The sequence below is a fragment of the Bacillus sp. KICET-1 genome, assembly GCF_027721405.1.
Lineage (GTDB): Bacteria > Bacillota > Bacilli > Bacillales > Bacillaceae > Bacillus > Bacillus velezensis.
This window is the reverse complement of sequence record NZ_CP113515.1, coordinates 1,037,731-1,063,823: the sequence shown is the minus strand read 5'-3', so window position 1 is coordinate 1,063,823 and position 26,093 is coordinate 1,037,731. Positions and strand designations below refer to the sequence as shown.

Sequence of the window (26,093 nt, the reverse complement as noted above, 5' to 3'; positions counted from 1 at the left end):
TCTTCATTTTTTATGCTCAACAATGAAACTTTCAATTTCATCTATTACTTTATTGTAATCTGTTTTAAACTCATGCTCCCAAACTCTCATTATATTCCAACCATTATCTAAATAATAATTTGTTACTTTTTTATCCCTTCTTTTATTTCTAAGAAGTTTTTCGTTCCAATACTGTATATTACTTTTAGGAATATGACCGTGTTTGGGGCAATTATGCCAAAAGCATGAATCAATAAATATTACTATTTTATACTTTTTTATTGCAATATCAGGTTTTCCGAATAATGACTTAACATTTCTTCTAAACCTCAATCCCCTTCTCCAAAGTTCAGAAGTTATTCTCTGTTCTAGCTTTGATTCGGATTTTATTGATTGCATTGTTTTCCTTCTCTGCTCTATTGTCTCCCTGCGCATCTTCAACACTCCTTCTCATTGCGTATATTTTTTTATATCCTCCAAATTAATTGTTAAACATAAAAAAGAGATCCCAAAAGGACCCCTTTACCTATCAAACAATTCTAATTGTTGAATCTCCTCTCTTTTTGAAGTTAACTCTTTTTTGTTTCTATGACTCCACTCTGCTATAGGTCTAGCAATTGCTCTAGCAAGTTCTACAGGTACTGCATTGCCTATTTGTTTATACACTTTATTTAAGCGTCCATTTTTGCTTATTTCTTTAGAAATATCTCCATCTGAAAATTTAAACCAGTCGGGAAATGTCTGTATTCTTGCAATTTCTTTAACAGACAGCCTTCGATTAAGCTCTATTCCATCAGCAAACCCCCATTGATCTGTTCCTAGTTTAACCATAGGGCTACCTCCCGGGTGTAACGGTGCCTGTCTCCCAGATGCTTGAATAGTAAAGCTTTGATCATTCCAAGTTTTTTTACGATTACGTGACATATATATAGAAGAGAAGCTACCTTCATACCAATCTCCCGGATCTTCTTCTAAATCGCCAATAGCGTCCTTAAGAGTTACGTAAGGTAATCTACCCTCACCATGAGTCTCACTTGGAAATTCATAATCAAAGTTTAAATCTTCACGAACTCCGACTATAAATACACGCTCTCTATATTGAGGCACTCCATAATCTCTAGCATTTGTTAGTTTAAATTTAACCTTATATCCAGCTGATTCAAAATCTTGAATTATTTGCTTAATGACTTCACCTTTACCTAAAGTAAGCATCCCTTTAACATTTTCCGCCACGAAAAAAAATGGCTTAGATTGTATTAAACAACGAATAAAATGTATATATAAAAAGTTTCTCTCATCATCTATTAAACGTGGTCCTGCTTCACTAAAACCTGGGCACGGAAAACCACCTAATACAATATCACTCTTCGGGAAAAATTTAATTTTTCTGATGTCCTTTTCAGATTGAAAAACATGCTGTGGAAAATTCAACTTATATGTTTGGTTAGCTTCTTTAAACATGTCTATTGAATAGACAGTATGAAAAATGCTTTCTTCTCTATGCTTTAAAAATAAATCTTTATCTTTTTTAAGTTCATTGGTTGTTTTAATTCCTTTTATAGCATCCAGACCAGCTAATTCAAACCCGAGGTCTAAACCTCCACAGCCAGAGAATAAACTTGTCAAGTTGAGTTTTTCGTTATCGTACAATAAAGGTTCTGGTTTTTCATTAAAATTGTCAAGTCTTTGAGCAGCTTCTTGTTCAATACTTATTTTATCTAAAAGTAGCGCTTTAACCTCATTGGCATCATAGTCTTTCATTGGGCGGTACTTTGCACGCCCTCTATCTTCAGTCTTCATAATTACACCTCCATGCTAAGATCATTTTAACACTTAATAAAGAAAAAGGCCAGAAGAGAATACGAATAGTAAATTAAAACAAATATAGAACAAAAACTGCAATTTAAAATACTAATTAATATAAAATCAAATATAACACATCTAGTTAAAGCAAACAAGTGTTCCCGTTTGTTTAAAATGTAATAATTTAAATTATATAATAGGAAAGGAATTAGCACACATTGAAAATGAAGGAAACAGGATGAGATGATATTAAACATTTTTTAAGGTTATTTATTGTAGAAAAGAGCAGCCTACCATACCATTTTTCTGTCATCTCTCGCAAAACAAGGGGAAACTTTGAAGAATAAAATAAGCACTAGATTAAGAGGAGAAATCGTTATAATGTTATGGAAAAAACGGATTTTAAATTAACAAAGCCATCAATAGTGGTAAAAGACAAAAATTCCAAACGAAAAAGGAGGTCAGATAATCTCCTCCTTTTTAATCTAAACGATTTAATTCCAAGACACTACTTGTCGGTAAAGTGTAGGTGGCAAGCCTGCTATTTGAACATCTAACTTTAAAGAGCTTTCCACCTTAGAACTTGCATTATGTATTCTAGCAGAAATGGTCCAGCCTTCATCACATACAATTATTAGCGTAGTATTGTATCCTTCTTTAAAATGTATATCGTAAAATCTCTTTGGTAACTTTAACTGAGGAACCCTTAATTTTGGTCTATTTCCATGTATGATTTTATTTAGCGTTCCATAAAGGTTAAATGCTTGTATCTCAGTGGTTTTATTTTTAGTGTCTACTATGGCCTTATAAAAATCATGTCTCCCAAGTAAATAACTTAATAATCTTTTAGGAATTTCACCTGGATACATTCCGTCTAGCACCTTGAGTTCGTTATTTAATGCCTCTAATACTGGCTTATAAAAATTTTCGGACTTATTCTCAAGTTCCCTCCAAAATAACCCTTTCTGCTTCAGTTCATCTAATTCTTTGAATAACGGAATAATATTTTTAAAATACTCATCCGTTGATTTAAATCCAAACCATGATTCTCCTACATCAATACTTGCAGATAGCCGCGAGTGTTTGACAGCCTTGTGATCTTTTTTGCAGGATAATCCAATTTCCCATTTTTCAAAACCACGCATTGCTAAAACATCTCGAACATCTCCAGTTTGCCCTTTAGAATCTTGCTGAATTGCTAACGAGAGAAGTCCCTCTCCATTTAATAGACCAGGTTCTAGCTTTAAAATCTCCATTACACCAGCCATGGATGCTTTATTCATGTCATCAATTTTTTCTGAATCAAATGCTAAATAGGCATCTCTCGCTGTTGTTAATTGATCAGAATCAAGAATTTGAATTTGTTCAGTACAAAGGCTATTACTCAAAGATTGTAGAAATGCATATTCAAGAGCTTTTCCATTTCTCGTCTGAATCCCCATTTTGACCTCTTTCTTTTATTAGAATATGTATATTGTAACTCATTGGTTAAAGGTTCTCCAGTTTTTACATATACATTGACTCATTATTGTTTAATTACTTACTAAGAACTTATAGTGGTGCTCCTTTATTCATTCAATTATTCAAATAAAAAGAAACAGTTAAGTGTTCATAAATCAGAACATTGTTTATACGATCATATTAAATGAATATATACTCTCTTTAAAGTAGAAGGGGCGTTTTTTTGGTTCACTTCACTCCCCAAACAGCCTCCCCATCACCGCTCAGCACACTAAACGTCACAACTTCCTTCTCCCTCGCTGAGTCCCATTCTTTCAGGAAGACGCCGTCATAATTTGTGCCGTTCAGGTTGATTCGGGCTTTGCTGCTGTCCGTTATTGTCCAGGTTCCGGTCATTTCCCCGGAAATGGTGCCGTCGTTGTTAAGCCGGATGTTTTTTGGGGTTTTGATCGTAGCCGTGATGTCTTTTCCGTGCTGGATGAGTTTGTAGGTTCCGGATGCGGCGGCCGCCGATATGTGTGTATCCGGTTCTCCCGCATAGCGGTATGGCGCTGCAACGGGCCATCCGTCTTTGTTCATGTACAGCCGATGCACTCTGACTTCGTGCTCTTCGCCTCTGTTCGGGAAACGGGTGTGGAAAATGAGGTATGATCGTTTCGTTTTCCCGTCGTAAAACACGGAGTTATGTCCCGGTGAGACGTAGCCCGTGCCTTTTTCAGATTGTGAGGCGAAGCTGTAGCCGCCCATGAGTTTGACCCCGTACGGTTCAATTGCTTTGTCATCGAAGAAACTGCCGTCTTTTCCTTTGGCGTCAAGCATGTTATGGCCTGCGGCGTCATAGTACGGACCGTCCGGATTTTGGGAACGCGCCACACGCATATTGTAGCCGCCGGCTGTGTCAAGTCCGCCGAATGACAGATACAGATAGTAATATTTCGTTTCCGGATTGTAGCTGATGTACGGGCCTTCGATTCTGCTGTGATTTCCGCCGAGCAGTTTTTTTCCGTATCCTTGGTTCGGGAGCGGGAAACCGGTTTTCGGATTCATTTCCAGTATAAAAATCCCTCCGGAGTAAGAGCCGTACACCATCCAGAGCTTGCCTTTATGGTCAAAAAACGTTTGCGGATCTACGACGTTCGGGTGAACGTTTGCATGATACGTCGTGCCGTCTTCGCTTTTTCCTTCCATGCCCGATTTCAAAAAGATGCCTTTGTTTTTGTAGGGTCCTTCGATTTTGTCACTCACGGCGACACCGAGAGCGGACCTCGGCGAGTCTCCTTTACAGGCGTTATAGTACATGTAAAATTTCCCGTCAGACAGCTGGGCGACATCCGGCGCCCACAGCGTATCAGACTGCGCCCAGTCGAATGTCTCTTTTAATTCGGTGTAGACGTTCGGGATCAGGGGATTATTGGGATTGACGCTTGAAGACATCTGCTGCCACTGCATCAGGTTTTTCGACTTGGCGGAAGCCAAATGCGAGCCGAATACATAATATGTATTGCCTGTTTTGATGACGGACGGATCATGCACGCTGACCTCTGAAAAAACCGGATGCTGGGCTTTTGCCTGCGGCAGAGTGAACCCGATGACCGCTGCTGAGACCAGGCACACACGAAAGAAACTGGTTTTCATTTTCTGAAATCGCCTCGCTCTCTTCTTTTCTTAAAACGCTTTCAAGACAACGCTCCATTTTATGACGCGGATGGCGGAAATATGTGATCAACAGCGCCGGCTTCACGATGTACCGCTTTACTTCGATAGCAATCTGATTTGTGAAAGACTGGAAAAAAAGTTTTGACTTCTGATTCGCAAACACTTAATATAAAAAACAGTTACTAGTTATCAGAATATTTAAGAATTGAGTGAAGCATATATGACCTTACACAAAGACCGCCGCATCGGGCGATTGTCCGTCCTTCTTCTGCTTCATGAGACTGAAGAAAACCAGCAGATCAGCCGGCTGGAACGGGACGGCTGGAAAGTCTGTCTCGGCAGGGTGGGTTCAATGGATGCGCATAAGGTGGTAGCTGCAATTGAAACCGCTTCCAAAAAGAGCGGCGTCATTCAATCTGAGGGTTATCGCGAATCACATGCGCTGTATCATGCCACAATGGAAGCTTTGCACGGAGTGACGCGGGGCGAAATGCTGCTTGGCTCGCTGCTTCGTACCGTGGGCCTGAAGTTTGCCGTCTTGCGGGGAAATCCGTATGAAAGCGAGGCGGAAGGCGATTGGATCGCCGTTTCACTTTACGGCACGATCGGGGCTCCGATTAAGGGGCTTGAGCACGAAACATTCGGGGTCGGAATTAATCACATATGAATCAGCCCATAGATTTCAGATGATAGGGGGCTATGCGTGAAATATCATTTTCATGGCATAGCTCCTTTTTGTATGGGCGCTTTACCAAAGTAAAGGAAAAGGGGTTGAAATGATGGAGACGTTAGACGGTTCCTCACTGACAACCGCAGATGCCCAGCGTGTGCTGTTTGATTTTGAAGAGGTTCAGGCATCTGCCGAAAGCATGGAACGTGTGAAAAAAAGCAAGGCGGCGGTTAAACGGATCGTTCAGGAAGAGAAGACCATTTACGGGATTACGACGGGATTCGGCAAGTTCAGCGATGTGCTGATTCAAAAAGAAGACGCCGCGGATCTGCAGCTGAATCTGATTCTTTCTCACGCGTGCGGCGTCGGTGATCCGTTTCCGGAATCTGTATCGCGGGCCATGCTGCTTTTGCGAGCCAATGCCCTGCTGAAAGGCTTTTCCGGCGTGCGGACTGAGCTGATTGATCAACTGCTCGCGTACCTCAATCATCGCATTCACCCGGTCATCCCGCAGCAAGGGTCACTGGGGGCGAGCGGAGATTTGGCGCCGCTTTCTCATCTCGCACTGGCGCTTATCGGGCAAGGCGAAGTCTTTTACGAAGGGGCCCGGATGCCGACAGCTCATGCTTTAGAAAAGACAAACCTTCAGCCGGCCGTCCTGACCTCTAAAGAAGGGCTCGCGCTGATCAACGGAACGCAGGCCATGACCGCGATGGGGCTGATCGCTTATCTCGAGGCCGAAAAGCTGGCCTATCAGTCGGAACGGATCGCGAGCTTAACGATCGAAGGCCTTCAGGGCATTATCGATGCGTTTGACGAGGACATTCATGCCGCCCGCGGATATCAGGAACAGATGGATGTCGCAGAGCGAATCCGCTATTACTTGTCAGACAGCAAGCTGACGACCGTCCAAGGGGAGCTGCGTGTCCAGGACGCCTATTCGATCCGCTGTATCCCTCAGGTCCACGGCGCATCATGGCAGACATTAGCGTATGTAAAAGAAAAATTAGAAATTGAGATGAATGCCGCGACAGATAACCCGCTCATTTTCGAAGACGGCGCCAAAATCATCTCAGGCGGAAACTTTCACGGACAGCCGATCGCCTTTGCCATGGATTTTCTCAAAGTGGCGGCGGCCGAACTTGCGAATATTTCTGAACGCCGTATCGAACGGCTTGTGAATCCGCAGCTGAATGACCTGCCGCCCTTTCTGAGCCCTCAGCCCGGCTTACAATCCGGAGCGATGATCATGCAATATGCGGCGGCCTCCCTCGTGTCAGAAAATAAAACCCTGGCCCATCCCGCCAGTGTCGATTCCATTCCTTCATCGGCAAACCAGGAGGATCACGTCAGCATGGGAACCATCGCCTCAAGGCACGCCTACCAGATCATTGCGAATACGAGGCGGGTGCTTGCCGTTGAAGCCATTTGCGCGCTGCAGGCCGTGGAATACCGGGGTGCGGAACATTGCGCTTCGTACACAAAACAGCTCTATCTTGAAATGAGAAACATCGTGCCGTCCATACAAGAAGACCGCGTGTTTTCTTATGACATCGAGCATCTGAGTGACTGGCTGAAGAAGGAGTCTTTTCTGCCGAATGAGCATCACCAAAAACTGATGACCAATGAAGGGGGACTGACAAGATGACTGATGTAAAGAAATCAATCCGCGCCGGCCGTGGCACCGAACTTGAATGCTTAGGATGGGAGCAGGAAGCCGTGCTCCGCATGCTCCGAAACAACCTTGACCCGGAGGTTGCCGAAAAGCCGGAGGATTTGATCGTATACGGCGGCATAGGCAAGGCCGCGCGAAACTGGGATGCTTTTCACGCGATTGAGCGCTCCCTCAAAACGTTAAAAGATGATGAAACACTGCTGATCCAATCCGGAAAACCGGTCGGACTGTTCCGCACGCACAGCCGCGCGCCCCGCGTCCTGCTGGCTAATTCGGTTCTCGTGCCGAAATGGGCGGATTGGGGGCATTTCCATGACCTTGAGAAAAAAGGGCTGATGATGTACGGGCAGATGACGGCCGGCAGCTGGATTTATATCGGCTCACAAGGTATTTTGCAAGGCACCTATGAAACCTTTGCGGAGCTTGCGAGACAGCATTTCGGCGGCAGTCTGAAAGGAACCCTTACGCTGACGGCCGGTCTTGGCGGAATGGGAGGCGCCCAGCCGCTGTCCGTCACGATGAATGATGGCGTGGTCATCGCCGTTGAAGCGGATGAAACACGGATTGATAAACGGATGGAAACAAACTATTGCGACCGTAAAACCGCATCAATTGACGAAGCGCTGCGCTGGGCCGAAGCAGCCAGACAAGCCGGAGAACCTTTATCGATCGGCCTTCTCGGCAATGCGGCTGAGGTGCATCATGAGCTTTTGAACCGCGGCGTCCATATTGACATCGTGACCGATCAGACTTCCGCTCACGACCCGCTGATCGGCTATATTCCGGCAGGATACTCACTTGAAGAGGCCGGGCGTCTGCGCCGGGATCAGCCCGATTTATACGTAAGGCTATCCAAGCAAAGTATGAAAAAGCACGTGGAAGCCATGCTTGCCTTCAAGAAAAAAGGGGCTATCGTCTTCGATTACGGCAACAATATCCGCCAGGCTGCCAAAGATGAGGGTCTCGCCGATGCTTTTGATTTTCCGGGATTCGTTCCCGCCTACATCCGGCCGTTATTTTGTGAAGGAAAAGGGCCGTTCCGCTGGGCTGCGCTGTCGGGAGACCCCGAAGATATATACCGCACGGACGCTTTATTAAAAGAGCTGTTTCCAGAAAATCAAGCCCTTCACCGCTGGATTGACATGGCACAGAAAAAAGTCACATTCCAAGGCCTGCCGTCCCGTATTTGCTGGCTCGGCTACGGTGAACGGGAAAAGATGGGGCTCGCCATCAATGAATTGGTCAGAAACGGCGAGCTGAAAGCCCCGATCGTCATCGGAAGAGACCATTTAGACTGCGGATCTGTCGCCTCTCCGAATCGGGAAACAGAAGCGATGAAAGACGGAAGCGACGCGGTCGGCGATTGGGCGGTGCTGAACGCGCTGATCAACACGGCCTCAGGCGCAAGCTGGGTTTCTTTTCACCACGGCGGGGGCGTCGGCATGGGGTATTCCCTTCACGCGGGAATGGTCGCGGTCGCCGACGGCAGCCTGCTTGCGGAACAACGGCTTTCCCGCGTTCTGACAAGCGATCCGGGAATGGGCATCATCCGCCATGCGGACGCAGGTTATGAAAAAGCGGCTCAAGTCGCCGAGGAACAAGACATTATGATACCGATGAAAAAGGAGCGGTAACATGCCGAAACAAATAGATACCATACTCACCAACATCGGCCAGCTGCTGACGATGGAATCCGGCGGCCCCCGATCAGGCGGAAGCATGCAGGATCTTCATGTCACGGAAGATGCCGTCATCGGCATTCACGACGGGCGCATTGTTTTTGCCGGACATCAAGGAGCGGAGGAAGGATACGAGGCACGAGACATCATCGACTGCGGGGGACGGCTCGTCACCCCCGGCCTCGTCGATCCCCATACCCATCTTGTATTCGGAGGGTCCCGGGAAAAAGAACTGAATTTAAAAATTCAGGGCATGTCCTATTTGGATATTCTGGCGCAAGGCGGCGGTATTTTGTCAACGGTCAAAGACACGAAAGCCGCCTCCGAAGAAGAACTGATTGAAAAAGGGCTTTTTCACCTCGGACGCATGCTGTCATACGGCATCACGACCGCGGAAGTAAAAAGCGGGTACGGACTCGACAAAGACACGGAGCTGAAACAGCTGACCGCAGCGAAAAAACTGGGCGGGCGCCAGCCGGTCGACCTTGTCACGACCTTTATGGGGGCACACGCCATTCCGCCTGAGTACCGGAACAGCCCTGACGAATTTCTGAATCGCATGCTGCGGCTTTTGCCTGAAATAAAAGAAAAAGGCCTCGCGCAATTTGCCGATATTTTCACAGAAACAGGCGTCTTTACCGTCAGCCAGTCGAGGGACTACCTGAAAAAGGCGTCTGAAGCTGGTTTCGGCCTGAAAATCCATGCTGATGAGATTGACCCGCTCGGCGGCGCGGAATTGGCGGCAGAACTGCATGCTGTTTCTGCCGATCATTTGGTGGGGGCGTCTGACGAAGGCATCGAAAAGCTAGCGGAGTCCGGAACGATCGCCGTCCTGCTGCCGGGCACGACTTTCTATCTCGGCAAACACACTTATGCGAGAGCCCGGAAGATGATTGATGCGGGCGTACGGGTCAGTTTGGCGACTGACTTCAACCCGGGCAGCTCACCGACGGAAAATCTCCAGCTCATCATGTCGATTGCCGCGCTTCATTTAAAAATGACCGCAGAAGAAATCTGGCATGCTGTCACCGTTAATGCCGCGTATGCGATCGGAAAAGGCGAAGAGGCCGGACAAATTAAAGCCGGACGGGCGGCTGACATTGTCATTTGGGAAGCGCCGAATTACATGTATATCCCGTATCATTACGGCGTCAATCATGTCCGCCGTGTCATCAAGAACGGAAAGACGGTCGTTTCAAGGGAGGGAGCCGCTCTTGGATAAGTATCCGTTTCTGCAAAAAGCCGGCTCTCTCTTCAACGACCGCCATGTGACAAGGATCGGCGATGTGACGGAAGCGTGGGCGGGACAAACGATCAAAGGGCCGGCTTTGATCGGCGTTCCGCTTTCTAAGTCGTCAATCAGCCATTCCGGCGCCTGCTTTGCACCCGGTGCGATCCGCCGGGCGCTCGGCGGCATTTCCGCATATTCCGCAGAGCTGCGGGAGCATGTCATTGACCATCTGTACGATATCGGCGATATTCAGATTCACGTCACGGATGTCGTCACATCTCACGAACACATTTATCGGACCATTCATGACATTCTGACGGACCAGCCTGACTGGGTGCCCGTCATTCTCGGCGGCGACAACTCCATCAGTTATTCCACCATTAAAGCCATTGCGGAAACGAAAGGAACAACAGCCGTCTTTCAATTCGACGCCCACCACGACGTCCGCAACACAGAAGACGGAGGGCCGACAAACGGCACGCCATTCCGCCGGCTGTTAGATGAAAATATCATAAGCGGACAAAACCTGATTCAGCTTGGAATCAGGGAGTTCAGCAACAGCTTGGCATATGAACAATATGTAAAAGAGCGGCAGGCAGACGTGCATACAATGGAGATGATCCGGGAGAAAGGGCTCCTCCGAACGATACAAGAGGTCTTGCCGGCCGTTCAAAAAAGAGCCGACGCCATTTTTATTTCGGTTGATATGGATGTGCTGGATCAAGCTCATGCGCCCGGCTGTCCTGCGATCGGCCCCGGAGGTCTGTATACCGAAGAACTGCTTCAGGCGGTCAGGTTTTTAGCCCAAGAGGCTGACATCTCGGGTATTGAGATCGTTGAGGTTGATCCGACACTTGATTTTCGCGATATGACAAGCCGGGCAGCCGCACATGTCATTTTACATGCATTAAAGGGATTTAAATTGTCACGTTAAAGTCAAATCCGGCACGCGTGCTCTCGGCTGCCGGAAGATTCTCACGCCACGCAAAAAGGGGGAGATCACGATGGATGTTGATCAAGGCGGCAATCAACTAAAGCGCACGATGAAAAGCAGGCACTTATTTATGATTTCATTGGGAGGGGTCATCGGCACGGGGCTGTTTTTGAGCACAGGGTATACATTGAGCCAGGCCGGGCCGGGCGGGACGATCGCCGCCTACTTAATCGGCGGCTTGATGATGTATCTTGTCATGCAGTGTCTCGGAGAATTGTCAGTAGCCATGCCTGTGACCGGTTCATTTCAAACGTATGCGACAACGTTTATCGGGCCGTCCACGGGTTTTATGGTCGGTATCATGTATTGGGTGAATTGGGTGGTGACGGTGGGATCGGAGTTTACAGCTTCCGGTATCCTCATGCAGCGCTGGTTTCCCCACAGCAGCGTCTGGATGTGGAGCGCGATTTTCGCGGCTCTCCTTTTTGCCGCCAATGCATTCTCCGTTAAATTGTTTGCAGAAACGGAGTTTTGGTTTTCCAGCGTCAAAATCGTTACCATCCTTTTATTTATCATCTTAGGCGGCGCCGCGATGTTCGGTTTGATTTCATTGCACGGTTCGGGTGAAGCTCCGATGCTGTCGAATTTCACCTCACACGGCGGACTGTTTCCGAACGGCTTTCTTGCGGTTTTCATCGCAATGATTTCCGTAAGTTTCGCCTTTTCAGGGACGGAGCTGATCGGAATTACCGCGGGTGAAACCGCCAATCCGGCAAAAGATATTCCGCGTTCGATCCGAAATGTCGCCTGGAGAACGGTCATCTTTTTTATCGGCGCCATTTTTGTGCTGTCCGGACTGATCTCCTGGAGGGAAGCCGGTGTGATTGAAAGTCCGTTTGTCGCGGTCTTTTCCCAAATCGGTATCCCATACGCCGCAGATATCATGAATTTCGTGATTTTAACGGCTTTGCTTTCGGTCGCCAACTCCGGACTGTATGCTTCCACCCGGATGCTGTGGTCTCTGGCGAATGAAAACATGATCAGCGCCCGGTTCAAAAAAGTCACGCCGAAAGGCATTCCGCTGAATGCCCTGCTCGCCAGCATGGCCGTTTCCTGCATATCCTTGATCTCAAGCATCGCCGCCCCGGGCACGGTCTACGTGGTGCTCGTGGCAATAGCCGGATTTGCCGGCGTCGTGGTGTGGATGAGTATCGCCCTGTCTCAGCTGTTATTTCGAAAACATTATGTGAAAAATGGCGGACGCGTCTCGGATCTGACCTTCCGCACACCGTTATACCCTCTCGTTCCGATCGCCGCTGTGATCTTATGTTTCGCTTCATGCGTAGGCCTTGCATTTGATCCCAATCAAAGAATCGCCCTCTTCTGCGGAATTCCTTGTATGATCCTGTGCTATCTCATTCGTTTTTTGAGAAAGAAACAGCCGAAACAATCCGTCCGTGACATTCATTTGGATAAAACCATGCCATAAAAAAGGCACATACTGATGAGGTATGTGCCTTTCTTCTCTTATTCCGTAATCAGCGTATGAATCAGTTTCGGCGCTTCCGCTTTTTCTGAGATGCGGATGTTGTCATAGACTTTGGCGGTCACGTCGTCAACGTTTTCGCGGTTGGCGTAAAGGGTGACGAGCGGCTCGCCTTTTTCGACGTTGTCACCGACTTTTTTGCGGAGCATAATGCCGACGGCAAGATCGATTTCGTCCTCTTTTGTCGCACGTCCCGCGCCCAACAGCATCGCTGCGACGCCGATTTCGTCAGCGACGATTTCTGAAACGACACCCGCTTCTTTCGCCGGAACGTCAATTTTGTACGCCGCCTGCGGAAGTTTGGACGGATCGTCAACGACAGAAGCGTCTCCTCCCTGATTGCTCAGGAACTCTTTGAACTTTTCAAGCGCTTTGCCGTTTTTCATGACTTCCTGAAGCTTCGTTCTCGCTTCTTCCAATGTCTCAGCTTTTTTCGCCAATACGACCATTTGGCTGCCGAGCGTGAGGACGAGTTCGTTTAAGTCTTCAGGCCCTTCCCCTCTTAACGTATCAATGGCTTCTTGTACTTCCAGGGCATTCCCGATCGCAAAACCGAGCGGCTGCGACATGTCAGAAATCACGGCCATCGTCTGGCGGCCGACGTTGTTTCCGATGCGGACCATTGCTTTGGCGAGGTTCACGGCATCTTCATCCGTTTTCATAAACGCGCCGGCCCCCGTTTTGACGTCAAGCACGATGGCATCTGCTCCGGCGGCGATTTTTTTACTCATAATTGAGCTTGCGATCAGCGGGATGGAGTTCACCGTACCCGTTACATCACGCAGCGCATACAGCTTTTTATCGGCAGGCGTCAAATTGCCGCTTTGTCCGATGACGGCTACCTTGTCGCGATTCACAAGCTTGATGAATTCATCTTTTGACAATTCCACATGGAAGCCTTCGATCGCTTCCAGCTTATCAATGGTCCCCCCCGTATGGCCAAGACCGCGGCCGGACATTTTAGCAACGGGAACGCCGAGCGCCGCGACGAGCGGTGCGAGTACGAGAGTTGTCGTGTCGCCGACCCCGCCCGTAGAGTGCTTGTCGACCTTAATGCCTTCAATGGCGGAGAGATCAATCGTTTCCCCTGAATTCACCATCGCCATTGTCAGATCTGCGCGCTCCTGATCTGTCATATCCTGAAAGTAAATCGCCATAGCCAGCGCGCTTGCCTGATAATCAGGGATGCTTCCGTCCGTGTATCCTTTTACGAAAAATTGAATTTCTTCTGTTGTCAGTTCTCTTCCATTTTGTTTTTTTACAATAAGATCTACCATTCTCATGATCTATCACCTGTCCTTCATTTATGTTCAGTGAATCAATCCGACGATCGCCGCTGTCAAGAAGCTGACGAGTGTTGCGCCGTACAGCAGCTTCAGCCCGAACCGCGCGACGACGTTTCCTTGTTTTTCATGCAGCCCTTTCACCGCACCGGTAATGATTCCGATAGAGGAGAAATTCGCGAATGAGACAAGGAATACAGATACCACTGCCTGTGTATGCGCACTGAAATGGAAATCGCCGGATGAGAGTGTCTGCATCGCCACAAATTCATTCGATACCATTTTCGTCGCCATAATGCTTCCGGCGCTCACCGCTTCATTCCACGGAATACCGGTTAAAAACGCAAACGGCGCGAATACATATCCGAGCAGCGCCTGGAATGTAATGCCGAAGACCGCGTTAAAAACGCCGTTGATCAGGGCAATGAGTGCGACAAATCCGATCAGCATCGCCGCTACGACGACGGCGACTCTGAATCCATCCATTATATACTCACCGAGCACTTCAAAAAAGGATTGCTTTTCTTCTTCAGGAACGACGATCAAATCCTCTTCTTTGCTGACGGTGTACGGGTTGATGATAGAAGCGATGATAAATCCGCCGAATAAGTTCAGCACAAGCGCCGTCACGACGTATTCAGGCTTCAGCATCATCATGTAAGAACCGACGATCGACATTGAGACCGTCGACATTGCGGACGCACAAAGCGTATATAAGCGCTGTTCAGTAAGATAACCGAGCTGTTTTTTCAAACTGATAAAGACTTCTGATTGCCCTAAAATCGCGGATGCGACAGCGTTGTAAGATTCGATTTTCCCCATTCCGTTCACCTTGCTTAACGCAAGACCGATATACTTCGTGATGAAGGGGAGGACCTTCCAATGCTGCAGAATTCCGATTAAAGCGGATATAAAGACGATCGGCAGAAGCACGCTCATGAAGAACGTCGTCTGTTTCGCATTCACAAGCCCGCCGAATACAAAGTTAATCCCTTCTGATGCATATTCCAGCAAGTAGTTAAATCCTTTTGCAAAACCGCCGACAAGAAAATTCCCGATACCGGTGTTGAGGAGAATATAACCGAGAATCAGCTGCAGCACGAGCATGACGGCGATCGGCCGGATTCTGATTCTTTTTTTGCCGTTGCTGGCAAGCCAGGCAAGACCTAAAAACACAATGATTCCGATAATTCCGATGAGATACTTCATATGTGTTCTCCTTTTATTTGTATTCGCTTACAATTTTTTATGCATCAACAAAGAAAGAGGATGGCGGAAGCTTTCAGCTTCCGCACTGCTGATTAATAGTCGCTGCTGCCGCTGTCTCCGCCGCTCACGATAGAGACGCCCGCACTTGCGCCGATCCGGCTCGCGCCCGCAGCGATCATGCTGTCAACATCAGCTTTTGTTCTGATGCCGCCTGATGCTTTGACCCCGATGTCCGGTCCGACTGTTTTTCTCATAAGAGCGATATCTTCAGCCGTTGCCCCGCCTGTAGAAAAACCGGTAGACGTTTTGACGAAATCGGCGCCTGCTGATACCGCTAAGCGGCACGCGCGCTCTTTTTCTTCATCTGTCAAAAGGCATGTTTCGATGATCACTTTGACGAGCGCTTTTTTATCAGCTGCTTCAACTACCGCGCGGATATCAGCTTCAACCGCTCCATCATCGCCGTCTTTTAATGCGCCGATATTGATGACCATGTCAACCTCAGTGGCTCCTTTTGAGATGGCATCCTTCGTTTCAAATGCTTTTGTTTCCGATGTCGTTGCGCCGAGAGGAAATCCGATAACGGTGCAAACGTCAACTCCCGTGCCCTTCAGTTCCTCCGCTGCGAGTTTGACCCAAGTCGGGTTTACACAAACGGAAGCGAATTTATATTCTTTTGCTTCTTTTATCAGTTGTAAAATATCCGCTTTTTGTGTATGCGGTTTCAAAGCAGTATGGTCTATTTGACTTGCAATTGACATTGTATGCACTTCCTTTTTCCTAGGATACGTTTAGAATAACCGAATTTTGAACATATGTAAATTGGTAATTGAAATTATGTTCATGAATTGTCACAATTCTTGAATGAGTTTTTTGGCCGTATGCTGATCGGTAATCAAAACGTTGGCGTACTTTCCTTTGAGGGCACCGTGAATGGCCTTGCATTTTCTGCTGCCGCCCGCCACCAGAATCGAACGCTCTTTCATTTTCAAGTCGCTGAGCTCGACTCCGATCGTCCGGCCGTTAATGCTGCTGCTGCAAATCCTGCCTTCCTCGTCAAAAAAGCGCGAACAAATATCGCCGACCCCGTGCGCTTTCAGCAATTGTTTCTCTTCTTCCCGGAAATAGCCGAGTCTGAAAAGCAGCGCCTCATCCCGGACAGTTCCGACCGTAAACAGGGCGATATTGGCTTGTCTGCCCATTTCAATGATCCGCTTAATATGTCTGTCCCGCTCGACCATCTGTTTCACATCGGCGCTGTCAAATATAACCGGCAGCGGCAAATACCTCGGCATGGTCTGAAATGCTTCGGCGAACAGCTGAATCGTTTCTGACGAATACGTATTGACATTGGAATGACTGATGCCGCCTTTCAGCTGCACAACTTCAACGCTCTTTACCTGCTTCGGCTCCATGCGGCTTGCGATCTGGTACATCGTCGTCCCCCAGCTTACGCCGAGTATATCGCCGTCCTTTACGGTTTTATGCATATAGTCTGCGCCATAGCGGCTTAAGTAATGTGTAATGGCCTGGTAATCGTCGCTTGGAGAAAAGACGACGTGCGCCTCAAGCAGCCCGTATTTTTCTTCCAGCTTCGCGCCGAGTTCGTCCAGATCCTCAAACGGGTCCATGACGCGAATTTGAACATACCCTTTTTCCTTTGCGTACTGAAGCAGCCTTGAAACGGTGGGGCGTGACAGATCAAGCCGTTCGGCGATCTGCTGCTGGCTGTAATCTGATTGATAATATAGTTTTGCCGCTTCTATGCTGAGCTGCTGTTTTTCACGATCCATATCGCGCCTCCAGTTTTGAATCAATATTATTTATTCATTATCACAGTACTTCAATTTATTTTAACATTAAAGTAATGTATACGCTCCATTATCGGAGGGTTAATCCACTTCAAAGGTGATATTTAAGACTCATTAATAAAACATGCTCAATTTAGAGGGTATTTTTCTAAAAATGAATATGAATAAAAATTTGATTATTCATTTAAACCAATATAGAAATTTAATCTCCCGTTAAGAAACTTTCATATTCCTGGTAACGACTTTAATTTTATATATACCTGAAGTATACCGCATTTGAAAGACTGTCGTCCTTTGCTTTTCAACTTATCTCGCGATCTATGTTTTATATTAACTATATGAATAAATACTCAAAAAAATAGAAAAAACTAGTTTACATGTAAAAATAATATATTTATTATTAGTTTATTGAAGATTTTTCGATTAAATAAGAGGAAGTGTTCTTTAGTGAAGAAAATAATCCTTACACTATTTTTTACAGCATCCCTCTTAATAATTTCTGCTTGTGGTAAAAATAATGAAGTCAAGATGGTTACAGATTCGGTATCAGAACCAATAGTTGTAATAACAGATACCTCTAAAGACCCTAAGAGCGAAAATAATGACTTTTGGTTAGACTCTGAATCGAAAAATATTTATTTCAAAAAAATATTTTGGTCATCTGATTTTAAGAATGGTCCTTTTTACAGTAAACAAGTAGAGAAGAATGATGCTGATATTAAAAAAATACTTAAAGGAAAAAAGACAGATATTGTCCCTCTCCCAAAACATAATAAGATTGAAATGGTTAAGGAATTAAAACATCCTACACCAAATTACATACTTGGAAAGATAAGTGGAGAAAACGGGAAAGAAATTACATGGAAACAAACTTACAAAAATCCTGGACCTGATGCGGATTTTCAAATCAAATTACCATCTTTCAAAGGAAAATCAGCAGTTGTTTCTCTTCGGTTTATTTGGTTGAATGAAAATCATGACTGTTACGGTGTGGCAGACAAGATTTTTAATATAAAAAAAATATAGAGGTGACTTAGGTGAAAAAAAAATAATTGTATTTATGCTTCTTTTGGGGGTTAGTTTTACTTCTTTAGGTACTGCCAAATTATTAGCGGCCAGCCCACCAGATGGAAACTTTAAAGACACTAAATTTCATTTTGGGTTCTTGAAGGGAAACCCTTATGATGAGACGACTGAACGTGACAAATACCGAACAACTTATGTATTTCAAGATGTAAAAGATGTTAATATTGCTTATACATCTTGGGTTAAAGCCAAAGGGCATGATGCTTCCCACGGTCATAATTATACAGTACGAAAAAAGGGCGTAGTATTAATGACAAACTATGCAGTTGAAGATTATAGAAGTTGGTGGGCGGAAACCGTAAGCACTTCTATTGCAGCTAAAAAAAATGGAAATGGGCACTCTAACGGAGTATGGAGTCCTGACTACGATAAATATTCGTAATAAAACGTGATTCAGAAGGGAACTGTTAGAGCATGAAAAAAAAGTTTTTTATTTTCACTCTTATTATAGGGCTTACCTTTACTTTAGTAGGTATTAACAAAGCTTTTGCAATTTCAACATTAGGTTCGTCAAAAAGTTATCATTTTGGGTTTTTAAAAGGAAATCCATACGATGAGACTGGTAAGCTTGAAAAATATACTACGAGCGCTGTCTATCAAAAAGTAAAGGATATAAATATTTCATATACATCTTGGGTTAAAGCAAACGGGCATGATGTTTCCCATGGTCATAATTATACAGTAAGAAAAAAGGGCGTAGTATTAATGACGAATTATGCCCTTGAAGATAACAAAGGATCTGGAACAGTAATCGCTTCAATTGCTGCTAAAAAAGACGGAAACGGCCATTCTAATGGATATTGGAGCGCAGATTATTGATAAATTCTTAGGTACTGATATTTCAGTACCTATTTACTTGTTTAGAGGAGGATTTTATGGGAGAACTAATTTTACGCCGACTATTACATAGAAAGTCATTTTATATCGCAATTTTAATCGGCTTATTTTGTTCTGTTGCTTATTTTTATACAGATGAACTTTTTTTAGAAGAATCAATTGAAAAAGATGGCGGAATAGCATTTACACCTTATACCAAGTGGATGGGGATTGGTGGAATTTCAGACTACCCTACCTTGTTTCTGTTCCTTTTACCTGTAATAGTATCTCTTCCATTAGCAGATTTATTCGCAAGTGATCAACGTACTGGCTATACACCTTTTTTATTTATAAGGAAAAAAGCAAGTTTATACTTCAAGGCTTTATTTGGATTGAATTTTGCCGCAGCTTTTATTACTGGAACGCTGCCTCTAATTTTTAATCTTTATTTGTCTTTCATGAAGTTTCCTAATATTCCGCCTGATCGTGTTATCAATAATGAAATGCCATTAGTAACAGGTTATACATTTTTCCCTGATTTTTATTATAGTCACCCATTATTACACATTTTGTTCTATATATTATTGACTGGTTTGTTTTCCGGGGTTTGGGCTAGTTTTGCACTGAGTATAAGTATGCTATTTCACAATATGTTTATTGTTGTTTTATCTCCATTCGTACTTCAGTTTATTCTTAATACTGTATTCACAACGTTAGGACAAGATCAAATGCAAGCCTCTAGTTTTTTACAACAACAAGCACCCAATGGAGCAAGTTGGTCTGCAATGTGCTTCCAGTTAATAGGAGTGATGCTTTTAAGCTTAATAATTTTTCTACTAGGAGTTCGCAAATATGTTCGTGATTAGGGAATGGAAAAACTTAATAACTGATTTATGCTCGGATAAGTGGAAGATATCGGGTTGGTTTTGCTTATTTATACTGACTATTCTTTTCTTAATTAAGAGTGCACGACTTGAAGATCTAAAAGGTACGATTAGTATCGCAGACGCAATGGATCAATTTTTCTCAATATATACATTTACTTTTCCTCTCAGTCCACTTTTTCTTTTATTTGTGTCTATTGGTGTTTTACCATTTTTTTCGCTATTTCGTATCATTAGATATAGATCACGTTCAGAACTTTTTTTAGCATTAATTGCTCGATTGTTTGGTATTTCCTTATGTTTTACACTATTATTATTATTTTCCGGCTACATTATTAGTGGGATTTGGTGCGGAAATTTTGTACATTATTGGGACACAACAGCAGGAACGCCTTATATAAGATATGGAGATCAAATAGACCTCTCATCTTTTTCAGGGATATGGATGATTACTCGTTATTTTATTACGAGTACGCTCGTGTTCTTTTTCTTTTCTGCTGCAGTTAGTGCTATATATTTGTTTTTATCAAATTACATATATAGTTTTATCGCTGTAATGTCTTTAATTATTATGGATCGTATGATGAGCAACTTTTATGAATTTTCAATTTTACATGATCACTTATCTTTGAATTTAGACCAATGGTTAGTACCAGAATCTTTTGAGACCACAGTCTTTCTGTTTACAGGCGGAACACTACTTTTATTTTCTATAATATATGTACAAATGGTCAAAAAAGATTATTCTAATGGGAAAATTGACGAGAACAACGTTAAGAAGAACTAATAATGGAGGACGAAAAATGTCGAAAGTAATCATAGAAGCTAAAGATATTGTAAAAACATTCAAAAGAAATACGGTACTAGATAGTATTTCTTTTGAATTAGACCAAGGGAAAATTTACGGATTTCAAGGACGGAATGGATCTGGTAAAACTATGCTGTTGCGTGTACTATCGGGATTGATGCGCCCTACTAAAGGGCAAATCTTAATAAACGGAATTAATATGACAAAGCAAGGAAATTTCCCTAACAATATTGGCGTTTTAATTGAGTATCCTGGTTTTGTGCCTGATTACACCGGCTTTAAGAATTTAAAGCTACTTTCAAAAATTCAATCAAAAATTTCCGATAATGACATAAAGAAAGCTATTGAAAGTGTCGGCTTAAATCCTGATGATAAAAAAAAATATAAAAAGTATTCCTTAGGTATGAAGCAACGCCTTGGAATTGCTCAAGCTATTATGGAAGATCAACAAATTATAATGCTGGATGAACCGACAAACGCTTTAGATCGGGAAGCTGTAAAAGTTGTTGAAAAACTTTTATTTAAATTAAAGGCTGAAGGAAAAACCATATTAGTTGCTAGTCACGACTCTGAAACACTTAATGCAGTATCAGATAAAATTTTTGATATTGATTGTGGACGTATTATCCGGGAGTCTGAGAGGAATGTGAATTAATGAAGAAAAAACTATATTTAGCTTTAGTATTAATTTGTTTGATTCTCGTTACTGCATATAGCATTTATCAATACCGTGCTACTAATAAAAACTATGCTGGTTACAAATTATCTATTGTTAATACTAAACTTGATACACCAATAAAAGCCTTAGGCCTTACACAAGCATTCGGTAAAGCAAAAACTGAAGTAGTGGAAGATGACATGCTGAACAAAATAACAAAATTTTCCATACCTTTCACTATTAAAAATGACACTAATAAAGATGCTACATTCCATCCAGAATTTTATCGGTTGATGCGTGGGGAAGATATGACGCAAAGTATCGACTTTATTGATAATCGCACAAAAAAAAGGGTTTATTCCATCCCTCCTTATACAACAATCAAAGGTGAAGCTAAATTCACCTATAATGATATGAATAAAACTGTACCATTACAACTAAATATTAATTCTAGGGATGGTATGACTATAAATTTGTTCAAAATCCCAGTTTACAAATAAGGCTTTATGGAAGTGAAATTCGATGAAAGATTATATCTTACTAATAAAAAGAGATCTGCAAACTGGCTTTCAACATATCAAAAACAACTTCATTATTTTGCTAATTGTCACGTTGTTTTTTTTGTTGTACCCAGTACTTCTGTTAAAATCATATGATCAAAATACTTATTATTCGTATTTAGATGCGTTACTAATTGGGATTGGAGGTATACCCATTGATCTTGTGAAGCAACACTCTTTTAAATTCCCTTTTTTATGGTTGTTTATTCAACTAAGCTTAATTTTTATTATGAATACATGGGCAAGAACAGACATTATCAATTTCAGCTCATTTACTAGAATTAGAATGCGCAAAGTATATTTACTTATCATCAGTAAATATACTTGTACTTTTATTATAACGTTGATTTACTGCTCTCTAATGTTTTTATCAACACTTTTTCTATGCTCTTTATTTGGGATCCAGTCAACAAATTATACAGAATATGCTTTGCATACACTCAGTTTTTCAGATTTAAAGATGCCTTATTTACAATTAACATGGTTCATCATTTTGTTGAATTTTTCAAGTGTACTCTGTGCAGTTTTTCTCTTCACAACACTATCAATAATGATGAAACCAGTTTATGCCTTTTTGATCATAACTGCATGGTACGTGCTGTCTATTTTCAGAGACTCCTTTGTTTTTATAGGAAATCTTAGTATGGTTTTAAGACAGCCCCTATTTCATCAAAATGCTTTTACCTCTATTATGATCACCTTGTTGATACAAATAATAATTATTTTTATTTGTGTGATTACCTCCATTATATTCCTTAACAAAAAAGACATCATAGGGGATTCTATTGATTAAAAATACTGAGCTAAGAAGAGTTATTTCAAATTTTAAAGAGTTTAATCATCATAACTTCTTAAATTGACTTTAATATTTTAACTATCCTCTCGGTTAATGTTACTACAATATTTCTAATTAGGATTTAAAATTTTTTCAAAAAAGCACCCTCTGATGGGGTGCCTATTTTTTCAGCACAAGCTCCTGAATCGCATGCGCCACGCCGTGTTCGTTATTTGATTTCGTTTCAAAATCGGCAATCTCCCTTACTTCCGGGATGGCATTGGCCATTGCCACACCGCAGCCGGCCCACTGAATCATGGACATGTCGTTGCCGTTATCGCCGATTGCCATGACGTCTTTCTGTTCAATGCCGAGTTTTTCGGCCAGCAGCTTAACCGCGTTTCCTTTACTGACTTTCGGGTGAAGAATCTCATGGAAGAATGGCGCACTTTTGACCATTGTGTATGTTTCTTTGAATGATTCCGGAATGGAAGCGATCGCTTTCTCCAGCTTGTCCGGATCGTCAATGAACATGACTTTCGGAATCAGAATATCCTTCGGCACTTCATCGATCGTGCGGAAATGAAGCGGCACTTTCGTAATGTATGATTCGTATACCGTGTATTCACTGATATCCCGGTTCGGCGTGTACAGATTGGCTGTGTCAAAGTAATGCATCGGAGTATCCAGCTGTAAGCTCAGCTCGTAAAGCGACTTCAAATCCTCAAAGCCTAATGACTGCTCGGCCACGACACCGTTTGTATACGTATTTTGGACGAGTGCGCCGTTATAGGCAATCACAAAGTCGCCTTCTTCCTGTAAGTTCAGCTCTTCCAAATACCGACGCACGCCGCCGATCGGCCGGCCCGTGCACAGGACGATATTGACCCCTTCCGCTTTGGCGGCATCAAGCGCCCCGCGGACTTCAGCCGTCACTTCATGATGATCGTTTAGTAGTGTTCCGTCCATATCTATTGCGATTAACTTGTACATCCTGCATCTCCTTTGTATCCTTTTCTTCTTATGCTTTCATCATATCGTTTTTTCGTTTCAATGAAAAATCAAACGGACAAGTTTCTCCGCCTTCTCTTCGTATACCGGGCCTGCCTCCGGATGCGGGGCCGTCTTTTCCCCTTGTCAGCTTGTTCGCCGCCGTCGTCTGTTTTCTGCTTCAAGAGCATCAGCCCCGCCGCAAAGAAAGGGACGGCCGCTATGTCCAGAAGGGCAAGCTTTATTCCCATCGCTGCGGGAAAGTATGCCCATAATGAACGGCTGTTCCGCCTGATCATGATATAAGAAACGATTTCCAGCAGGATAAACAGAGCGTTCACCCACAAGTAAATGAGCATTGCCGCAAACAGAAACAGCAGAAGCGTATTCCGCAGCGTGCCGGAAAACAGAAGAGCGCGCATCATATCAAAGAATGAAAAAGACTGCATGCTGCTGTTGACGACATTGGGATTGTAAATGGTAAAACGCCCGAACTGATCAAAAAGCATAAAAAATAACCATAACAGTGAAAACCATTGAATGATATGTACGATGACACCCGTCAAAACGAGTCTGTCGGCAGCCTTATTTCTCATGTGCATCCTCCCCGCCGGTTTTTATTCTTGTCATTGTTTTTGTTTCTCCGTATATCTTCCAAATGAGCGTACCGTTTTTTCCTCTTTTCAACGTGCTTTTGACGGGGTGCGGATGTCCGAGGTATTCAATCTCGATCGTCCCGTCCGTGTTTTGTGAGATCACCTTGTACACATCTGAGGGCATGGCAACCTCGCCGCGGCCCTGAATGACCTGCTTTGTCAGCACGCTGTCTTTCGTAAACGTGACGGTTTCAGATCTGACCCCGTCCATCGGGCCCGGTTTCAGCCCTGCATCCCATGTCCCGTAATAAAAAGGGGTATCGTCTGCTTTCTTTTGCGAGCAGCCTGTTATCATGACGCATCCGAAAACAAGAACCGTCATGATGAAAATCCGTATGTTCCGCAACATGATCACCTTCCTTTGAAGCTTTTTTACGCCTGTAACTTAGGCAGATGCCGTGGCACTGTGCAATTGACTACATAGTGTATAAAGACTTCACTAGATAAGGAGAATGATGAATGAACCCATATCAGTACTACACCCCGCCTGCCTATTTCCCTCAGCAGCAGGAATACGAAGTGAACCGCGTTGAGTATGAGCCGTATCAGCAGCAGGAAAGCTATTATTATGCGCCCCCTCAGTCTGAAGAGCGGCAGCCGACGGCTTTAGAACGGAGAGTCGCCCAGCTTGAAAGACAAAACGCCCAGCAAACGAGAGAGCTCACCCGCCTCTCACAAGAAGACCAGCGCCAAAACCGGGAAATCACGCGTATGAATGAGCAGATCAGACGGCTGAGCCAGTCCATTGAAATCCATACCCGCCGCTTAAACCGTTTGAATCAGCGCCTGCGCGCAGTCGAAAACAGACTCAATATTCCTTTTCACGCTACAGAAGGCGGCTTCTGAGAAAAAGGGCCGGAATACAAAGCTCGACAGGCCATCCCGAGCCTTGTATTCCGCTCTGTACATAACAGGTAAATATTTGAATCCTTTTCTTGCATGAATGCCTCTCCTATTCTTTCACATGATAAATGTGTAAAATCAATCACTCCAGGAGGTCTTCATGATGTATCAAAACCAATACAGCGGAAATCAGCTGCAGCAATGCCGCCAAACAGCACAGCAGCTTATTCAGCAGACGCAGCAAAGCAGTCAGCAGTACAAGCAAATGCTCCAGCAGGAACAGCAAAACATTCAAATGCTTCAGCAGATGCTTAACCATGAACAGCATGCCGTTCATACCATTCAGCAAGCGCTGCAGGGGCATGAAGCGGCCATTCAGAAATGCCAGCAAATCGTGAATGTGTGCAATCAGCTTCAGCAGGAAGTAAGCGGACACATGCCTGCACCGATGACAAACGCTAATGTTTCTTCATTCCCGCAAACACAGCATCACACACCGTTTCAGCAGCATTCATACCAGCAATAGGCCGGTCATGCAAATGACAAAGCGCGAGATACCGGCTTTGTCATTTGTTTTTATCTCTGTTTTGTCAGATCAATGCGATGAGCGGGTTTTCCGCCGAATTTTGCTTCCGCCTCATGCCTTACCGCTTCAAACGCTCTTGCTTCGACGTTTTGTTTAAACACATCAAGCTGTATCAAATAAGCCGCCCGCACTTTCAGCCCGTGGATGATGGAGATGACCCATAAAGGCAGCACGATATACACGCCCGGCGTGCTCGGCAGCACAAAAGCAATTGCTAAAATAATAAAATAGATAAGTCCGTATTTCAGCCATTTTTTGTTCTTGGCCCGGTAGCCGATATAGAAAAAGGCCAAGAAAGCGGTCAGCGCAAACGGCGCGAAAGTCAGCAGCAGCCACCAGCTGTGCAGCACTTCCCACCAAGTCCCTCTTTTCGTAATCAACATTCATTCCTCCTCCTTTACTACTATAACATGGATAATCAAGGAAGGTTTTCTATAAAAAACATAGACGGAATGACGTCTTCCTGCTATATTAATAATGATAATCATTATCAC

Annotated in this window: 27 protein-coding genes; 15 read left to right on the top strand and 12 right to left on the bottom strand. The window is 44.1% G+C overall.

The features are described from left to right. Window positions 1-3: 3 nt before the first annotated feature. The 4 genes from OVA33_RS05455 to OVA33_RS05440 form a co-directional block, all read right to left on the bottom strand. Window positions 4-414: a very short patch repair endonuclease gene (locus tag OVA33_RS05455; protein ID WP_065180340.1), complete on the bottom strand. Its 411-nt coding sequence runs from the start codon at window positions 412-414 to the stop codon at window positions 4-6. An 87-nt stretch (window positions 415-501) separates the two neighbouring features. After that, window positions 502-1,779 carry a DNA cytosine methyltransferase gene (locus OVA33_RS05450; protein ID WP_065180341.1) on the bottom strand — a complete coding sequence of 426 codons (1,278 nt, stop codon included), beginning with the start codon at window positions 1,777-1,779 and terminating at the stop codon, window positions 502-504. A gap of 497 nt (window positions 1,780-2,276) precedes the next feature. After that, on the bottom strand, window positions 2,277-3,224 hold the full coding sequence (locus tag OVA33_RS05445) for a HaeIII family restriction endonuclease (protein ID WP_128974150.1): 948 nt from the start codon (window positions 3,222-3,224) through the stop codon (window positions 2,277-2,279). A 247-nt stretch (window positions 3,225-3,471) separates the two neighbouring features. Next, a complete protein-coding gene (locus OVA33_RS05440) occupies window positions 3,472-4,878 on the bottom strand; it encodes an arabinan endo-1,5-alpha-L-arabinosidase AbnB (RefSeq protein WP_128974151.1) in 1,407 nt (468 codons plus the stop codon). 241 nt (window positions 4,879-5,119) lie between these two features. Here OVA33_RS05440 and hutP point away from each other — a divergent pair, with 241 nt between their 5' ends. The 6 genes from hutP (at window position 5,120) to OVA33_RS05410 (ending at window position 12,577) form a co-directional block, all read left to right on the top strand. Then, complete coding sequence (gene hutP / locus OVA33_RS05435; RefSeq protein WP_004393292.1) at window positions 5,120-5,566, top strand: histidine utilization transcription antiterminator HutP; 447 nt, start codon at window positions 5,120-5,122, stop codon at window positions 5,564-5,566. Between the two features lie 112 nt (window positions 5,567-5,678). After that, window positions 5,679-7,217, top strand: a complete 1,539-nt coding sequence (gene hutH, locus OVA33_RS05430) for a histidine ammonia-lyase (RefSeq protein WP_025650027.1) — start codon at window positions 5,679-5,681, stop codon at window positions 7,215-7,217. Continuing rightward, the gene (gene hutU / locus OVA33_RS05425; protein ID WP_063636548.1) at window positions 7,214-8,878 is read left to right on the top strand and encodes a urocanate hydratase; all 1,665 of its coding nucleotides are present in this window, start codon (window positions 7,214-7,216) and stop codon (window positions 8,876-8,878) included. The genes hutH and hutU overlap by 4 nt, the downstream gene beginning before the upstream one ends. 1 nt (window position 8,879) lies before the next feature. Beyond that, entirely contained in the window at window positions 8,880-10,145 is a 1,266-nt protein-coding gene (hutI, locus tag OVA33_RS05420) for an imidazolonepropionase (RefSeq protein ID WP_063636549.1), read from the top strand. Continuing rightward, complete coding sequence (hutG, locus tag OVA33_RS05415; RefSeq protein WP_017418560.1) at window positions 10,138-11,088, top strand: formimidoylglutamase; 951 nt, start codon at window positions 10,138-10,140, stop codon at window positions 11,086-11,088. Before hutI ends, hutG begins: the two co-directional genes overlap by 8 nt. Before the next feature lie 70 nt (window positions 11,089-11,158). Further along, window positions 11,159-12,577, top strand: coding sequence for an amino acid permease (locus tag OVA33_RS05410; protein ID WP_014419271.1), 1,419 nt, complete (start codon window positions 11,159-11,161; stop codon window positions 12,575-12,577). A gap of 38 nt (window positions 12,578-12,615) precedes the next feature. Here OVA33_RS05410 and OVA33_RS05405 read toward each other — a convergent pair whose 3' ends face one another. The 4 genes from OVA33_RS05405 to OVA33_RS05390 all read right to left on the bottom strand — a co-directional run bounded on the left by OVA33_RS05405 (window position 12,616) and on the right by OVA33_RS05390 (window position 16,919). Then, window positions 12,616-13,917 carry a pyrimidine-nucleoside phosphorylase gene (locus OVA33_RS05405; RefSeq protein WP_017418559.1) on the bottom strand — a complete coding sequence of 434 codons (1,302 nt, stop codon included), beginning with the start codon at window positions 13,915-13,917 and terminating at the stop codon, window positions 12,616-12,618. A gap of 27 nt (window positions 13,918-13,944) precedes the next feature. Then, entirely contained in the window at window positions 13,945-15,126 is a 1,182-nt protein-coding gene (locus tag OVA33_RS05400; RefSeq protein WP_063636550.1) for a NupC/NupG family nucleoside CNT transporter, read from the bottom strand. A gap of 92 nt (window positions 15,127-15,218) precedes the next feature. Then, window positions 15,219-15,887 carry a deoxyribose-phosphate aldolase gene (gene deoC, locus OVA33_RS05395; RefSeq protein WP_015387489.1) on the bottom strand — a complete coding sequence of 223 codons (669 nt, stop codon included), beginning with the start codon at window positions 15,885-15,887 and terminating at the stop codon, window positions 15,219-15,221. 90 nt (window positions 15,888-15,977) lie between these two features. Next, window positions 15,978-16,919 (bottom strand): DNA-binding transcriptional repressor DeoR, encoded by a 942-nt coding sequence (locus tag OVA33_RS05390; protein WP_007614813.1) that lies wholly within the window; start codon window positions 16,917-16,919, stop codon window positions 15,978-15,980. Between the two features lie 465 nt (window positions 16,920-17,384). Between OVA33_RS05390 and OVA33_RS05385 the strand changes: the two genes are divergently transcribed. Genes OVA33_RS05385 through OVA33_RS05355 form a run of 7 tightly spaced genes read left to right on the top strand, consistent with a single transcriptional unit; the run spans window position 17,385 to window position 21,689 of the window. Continuing rightward, window positions 17,385-17,963, top strand: coding sequence for a hypothetical protein (locus tag OVA33_RS05385; protein WP_017418557.1), 579 nt, complete (start codon window positions 17,385-17,387; stop codon window positions 17,961-17,963). A 34-nt stretch (window positions 17,964-17,997) separates the two neighbouring features. Next, window positions 17,998-18,405, top strand: coding sequence for a hypothetical protein (locus OVA33_RS05380; RefSeq protein ID WP_017418556.1), 408 nt, complete (start codon window positions 17,998-18,000; stop codon window positions 18,403-18,405). Between the two features lie 32 nt (window positions 18,406-18,437). Then, on the top strand, window positions 18,438-18,842 hold the full coding sequence (locus tag OVA33_RS05375) for a hypothetical protein (protein WP_017418555.1): 405 nt from the start codon (window positions 18,438-18,440) through the stop codon (window positions 18,840-18,842). Between the two features lie 56 nt (window positions 18,843-18,898). Then, entirely contained in the window at window positions 18,899-19,705 is an 807-nt protein-coding gene (locus OVA33_RS05370) for a hypothetical protein (protein ID WP_017418554.1), read from the top strand. Continuing rightward, a complete protein-coding gene (locus OVA33_RS05365; RefSeq protein WP_017418553.1) occupies window positions 19,692-20,510 on the top strand; it encodes a hypothetical protein in 819 nt (272 codons plus the stop codon). Before OVA33_RS05370 ends, OVA33_RS05365 begins: the two co-directional genes overlap by 14 nt. A 16-nt stretch (window positions 20,511-20,526) precedes the next feature. Continuing rightward, window positions 20,527-21,186: an ATP-binding cassette domain-containing protein gene (locus OVA33_RS05360; protein ID WP_017418552.1), complete on the top strand. Its 660-nt coding sequence runs from the start codon at window positions 20,527-20,529 to the stop codon at window positions 21,184-21,186. After that, window positions 21,186-21,689: a hypothetical protein gene (locus OVA33_RS05355; protein ID WP_017418551.1), complete on the top strand. Its 504-nt coding sequence runs from the start codon at window positions 21,186-21,188 to the stop codon at window positions 21,687-21,689. The genes OVA33_RS05360 and OVA33_RS05355 overlap by 1 nt, the downstream gene beginning before the upstream one ends. 1,015 nt (window positions 21,690-22,704) lie before the next feature. Here the strand turns inward: OVA33_RS05355 and yidA are convergent. The 3 genes from yidA to OVA33_RS05340 all read right to left on the bottom strand — a co-directional run bounded on the left by yidA (window position 22,705) and on the right by OVA33_RS05340 (window position 24,519). Beyond that, window positions 22,705-23,517 carry a sugar-phosphatase gene (gene yidA / locus OVA33_RS05350; protein ID WP_014419274.1) on the bottom strand — a complete coding sequence of 271 codons (813 nt, stop codon included), beginning with the start codon at window positions 23,515-23,517 and terminating at the stop codon, window positions 22,705-22,707. A gap of 68 nt (window positions 23,518-23,585) precedes the next feature. Further along, a complete protein-coding gene (locus OVA33_RS05345; RefSeq protein WP_063636552.1) occupies window positions 23,586-24,110 on the bottom strand; it encodes a hypothetical protein in 525 nt (174 codons plus the stop codon). Next, a complete protein-coding gene (locus OVA33_RS05340) occupies window positions 24,100-24,519 on the bottom strand; it encodes a lipocalin family protein (protein ID WP_007407821.1) in 420 nt (139 codons plus the stop codon). The genes OVA33_RS05345 and OVA33_RS05340 overlap by 11 nt, the downstream gene beginning before the upstream one ends. 110 nt (window positions 24,520-24,629) lie before the next feature. Here OVA33_RS05340 and OVA33_RS05335 point away from each other — a divergent pair, with 110 nt between their 5' ends. Beyond that, the gene (locus OVA33_RS05335; protein ID WP_014419276.1) at window positions 24,630-25,016 is read left to right on the top strand and encodes a hypothetical protein; all 387 of its coding nucleotides are present in this window, start codon (window positions 24,630-24,632) and stop codon (window positions 25,014-25,016) included. Window positions 25,017-25,176: 160 nt separating this feature from the next. Next, entirely contained in the window at window positions 25,177-25,539 is a 363-nt protein-coding gene (locus tag OVA33_RS05330) for a hypothetical protein (protein ID WP_017418549.1), read from the top strand. A 50-nt stretch (window positions 25,540-25,589) separates the two neighbouring features. On the opposite strand, the gene OVA33_RS05325 is transcribed toward OVA33_RS05330, so the two are convergent. Continuing rightward, window positions 25,590-25,982: a hypothetical protein gene (locus OVA33_RS05325; RefSeq protein ID WP_007407824.1), complete on the bottom strand. Its 393-nt coding sequence runs from the start codon at window positions 25,980-25,982 to the stop codon at window positions 25,590-25,592. Window positions 25,983-26,093: the final 111 nt, after the last annotated feature.

What these genes read in the sequence shown, in the direction of transcription:
- OVA33_RS05455 (WP_065180340.1), bottom strand. Translation starts at nt 414, where the DNA reads ATGCGCAGGGAGACAATAGAGCAGAGAAGGAAAACAATGCAATCAATA.
- OVA33_RS05450 (WP_065180341.1), bottom strand. Translation starts at nt 1,779, where the DNA reads ATGAAGACTGAAGATAGAGGGCGTGCAAAGTACCGCCCAATGAAAGAC.
- OVA33_RS05445 (WP_128974150.1), bottom strand. Translation starts at nt 3,224, where the DNA reads ATGGGGATTCAGACGAGAAATGGAAAAGCTCTTGAATATGCATTTCTA.
- OVA33_RS05440 (WP_128974151.1), bottom strand. Translation starts at nt 4,878, where the DNA reads ATGAAAACCAGTTTCTTTCGTGTGTGCCTGGTCTCAGCAGCGGTCATC.
- hutP (WP_004393292.1), top strand. Translation starts at nt 5,120, where the DNA reads ATGACCTTACACAAAGACCGCCGCATCGGGCGATTGTCCGTCCTTCTT.
- hutH (WP_025650027.1), top strand. Translation starts at nt 5,679, where the DNA reads ATGGAGACGTTAGACGGTTCCTCACTGACAACCGCAGATGCCCAGCGT.
- hutU (WP_063636548.1), top strand. Translation starts at nt 7,214, where the DNA reads ATGACTGATGTAAAGAAATCAATCCGCGCCGGCCGTGGCACCGAACTT.
- hutI (WP_063636549.1), top strand. Translation starts at nt 8,880, where the DNA reads ATGCCGAAACAAATAGATACCATACTCACCAACATCGGCCAGCTGCTG.
- OVA33_RS05410 (WP_014419271.1), top strand. Translation starts at nt 11,159, where the DNA reads ATGGATGTTGATCAAGGCGGCAATCAACTAAAGCGCACGATGAAAAGC.
- OVA33_RS05405 (WP_017418559.1), bottom strand. Translation starts at nt 13,917, where the DNA reads ATGAGAATGGTAGATCTTATTGTAAAAAAACAAAATGGAAGAGAACTG.
- OVA33_RS05400 (WP_063636550.1), bottom strand. Translation starts at nt 15,126, where the DNA reads ATGAAGTATCTCATCGGAATTATCGGAATCATTGTGTTTTTAGGTCTT.
- deoC (WP_015387489.1), bottom strand. Translation starts at nt 15,887, where the DNA reads ATGTCAATTGCAAGTCAAATAGACCATACTGCTTTGAAACCGCATACA.
- OVA33_RS05390 (WP_007614813.1), bottom strand. Translation starts at nt 16,919, where the DNA reads ATGGATCGTGAAAAACAGCAGCTCAGCATAGAAGCGGCAAAACTATAT.
- OVA33_RS05380 (WP_017418556.1), top strand. Translation starts at nt 17,998, where the DNA reads ATGCTTCTTTTGGGGGTTAGTTTTACTTCTTTAGGTACTGCCAAATTA.
- OVA33_RS05375 (WP_017418555.1), top strand. Translation starts at nt 18,438, where the DNA reads ATGAAAAAAAAGTTTTTTATTTTCACTCTTATTATAGGGCTTACCTTT.
- OVA33_RS05370 (WP_017418554.1), top strand. Translation starts at nt 18,899, where the DNA reads ATGGGAGAACTAATTTTACGCCGACTATTACATAGAAAGTCATTTTAT.
- OVA33_RS05365 (WP_017418553.1), top strand. Translation starts at nt 19,692, where the DNA reads ATGTTCGTGATTAGGGAATGGAAAAACTTAATAACTGATTTATGCTCG.
- OVA33_RS05360 (WP_017418552.1), top strand. Translation starts at nt 20,527, where the DNA reads ATGTCGAAAGTAATCATAGAAGCTAAAGATATTGTAAAAACATTCAAA.
- OVA33_RS05355 (WP_017418551.1), top strand. Translation starts at nt 21,186, where the DNA reads ATGAAGAAAAAACTATATTTAGCTTTAGTATTAATTTGTTTGATTCTC.
- yidA (WP_014419274.1), bottom strand. Translation starts at nt 23,517, where the DNA reads ATGTACAAGTTAATCGCAATAGATATGGACGGAACACTACTAAACGAT.
- OVA33_RS05345 (WP_063636552.1), bottom strand. Translation starts at nt 24,110, where the DNA reads ATGAGAAATAAGGCTGCCGACAGACTCGTTTTGACGGGTGTCATCGTA.
- OVA33_RS05340 (WP_007407821.1), bottom strand. Translation starts at nt 24,519, where the DNA reads ATGTTGCGGAACATACGGATTTTCATCATGACGGTTCTTGTTTTCGGA.
- OVA33_RS05335 (WP_014419276.1), top strand. Translation starts at nt 24,630, where the DNA reads ATGAACCCATATCAGTACTACACCCCGCCTGCCTATTTCCCTCAGCAG.
- OVA33_RS05330 (WP_017418549.1), top strand. Translation starts at nt 25,177, where the DNA reads ATGTATCAAAACCAATACAGCGGAAATCAGCTGCAGCAATGCCGCCAA.
- OVA33_RS05325 (WP_007407824.1), bottom strand. Translation starts at nt 25,982, where the DNA reads ATGTTGATTACGAAAAGAGGGACTTGGTGGGAAGTGCTGCACAGCTGG.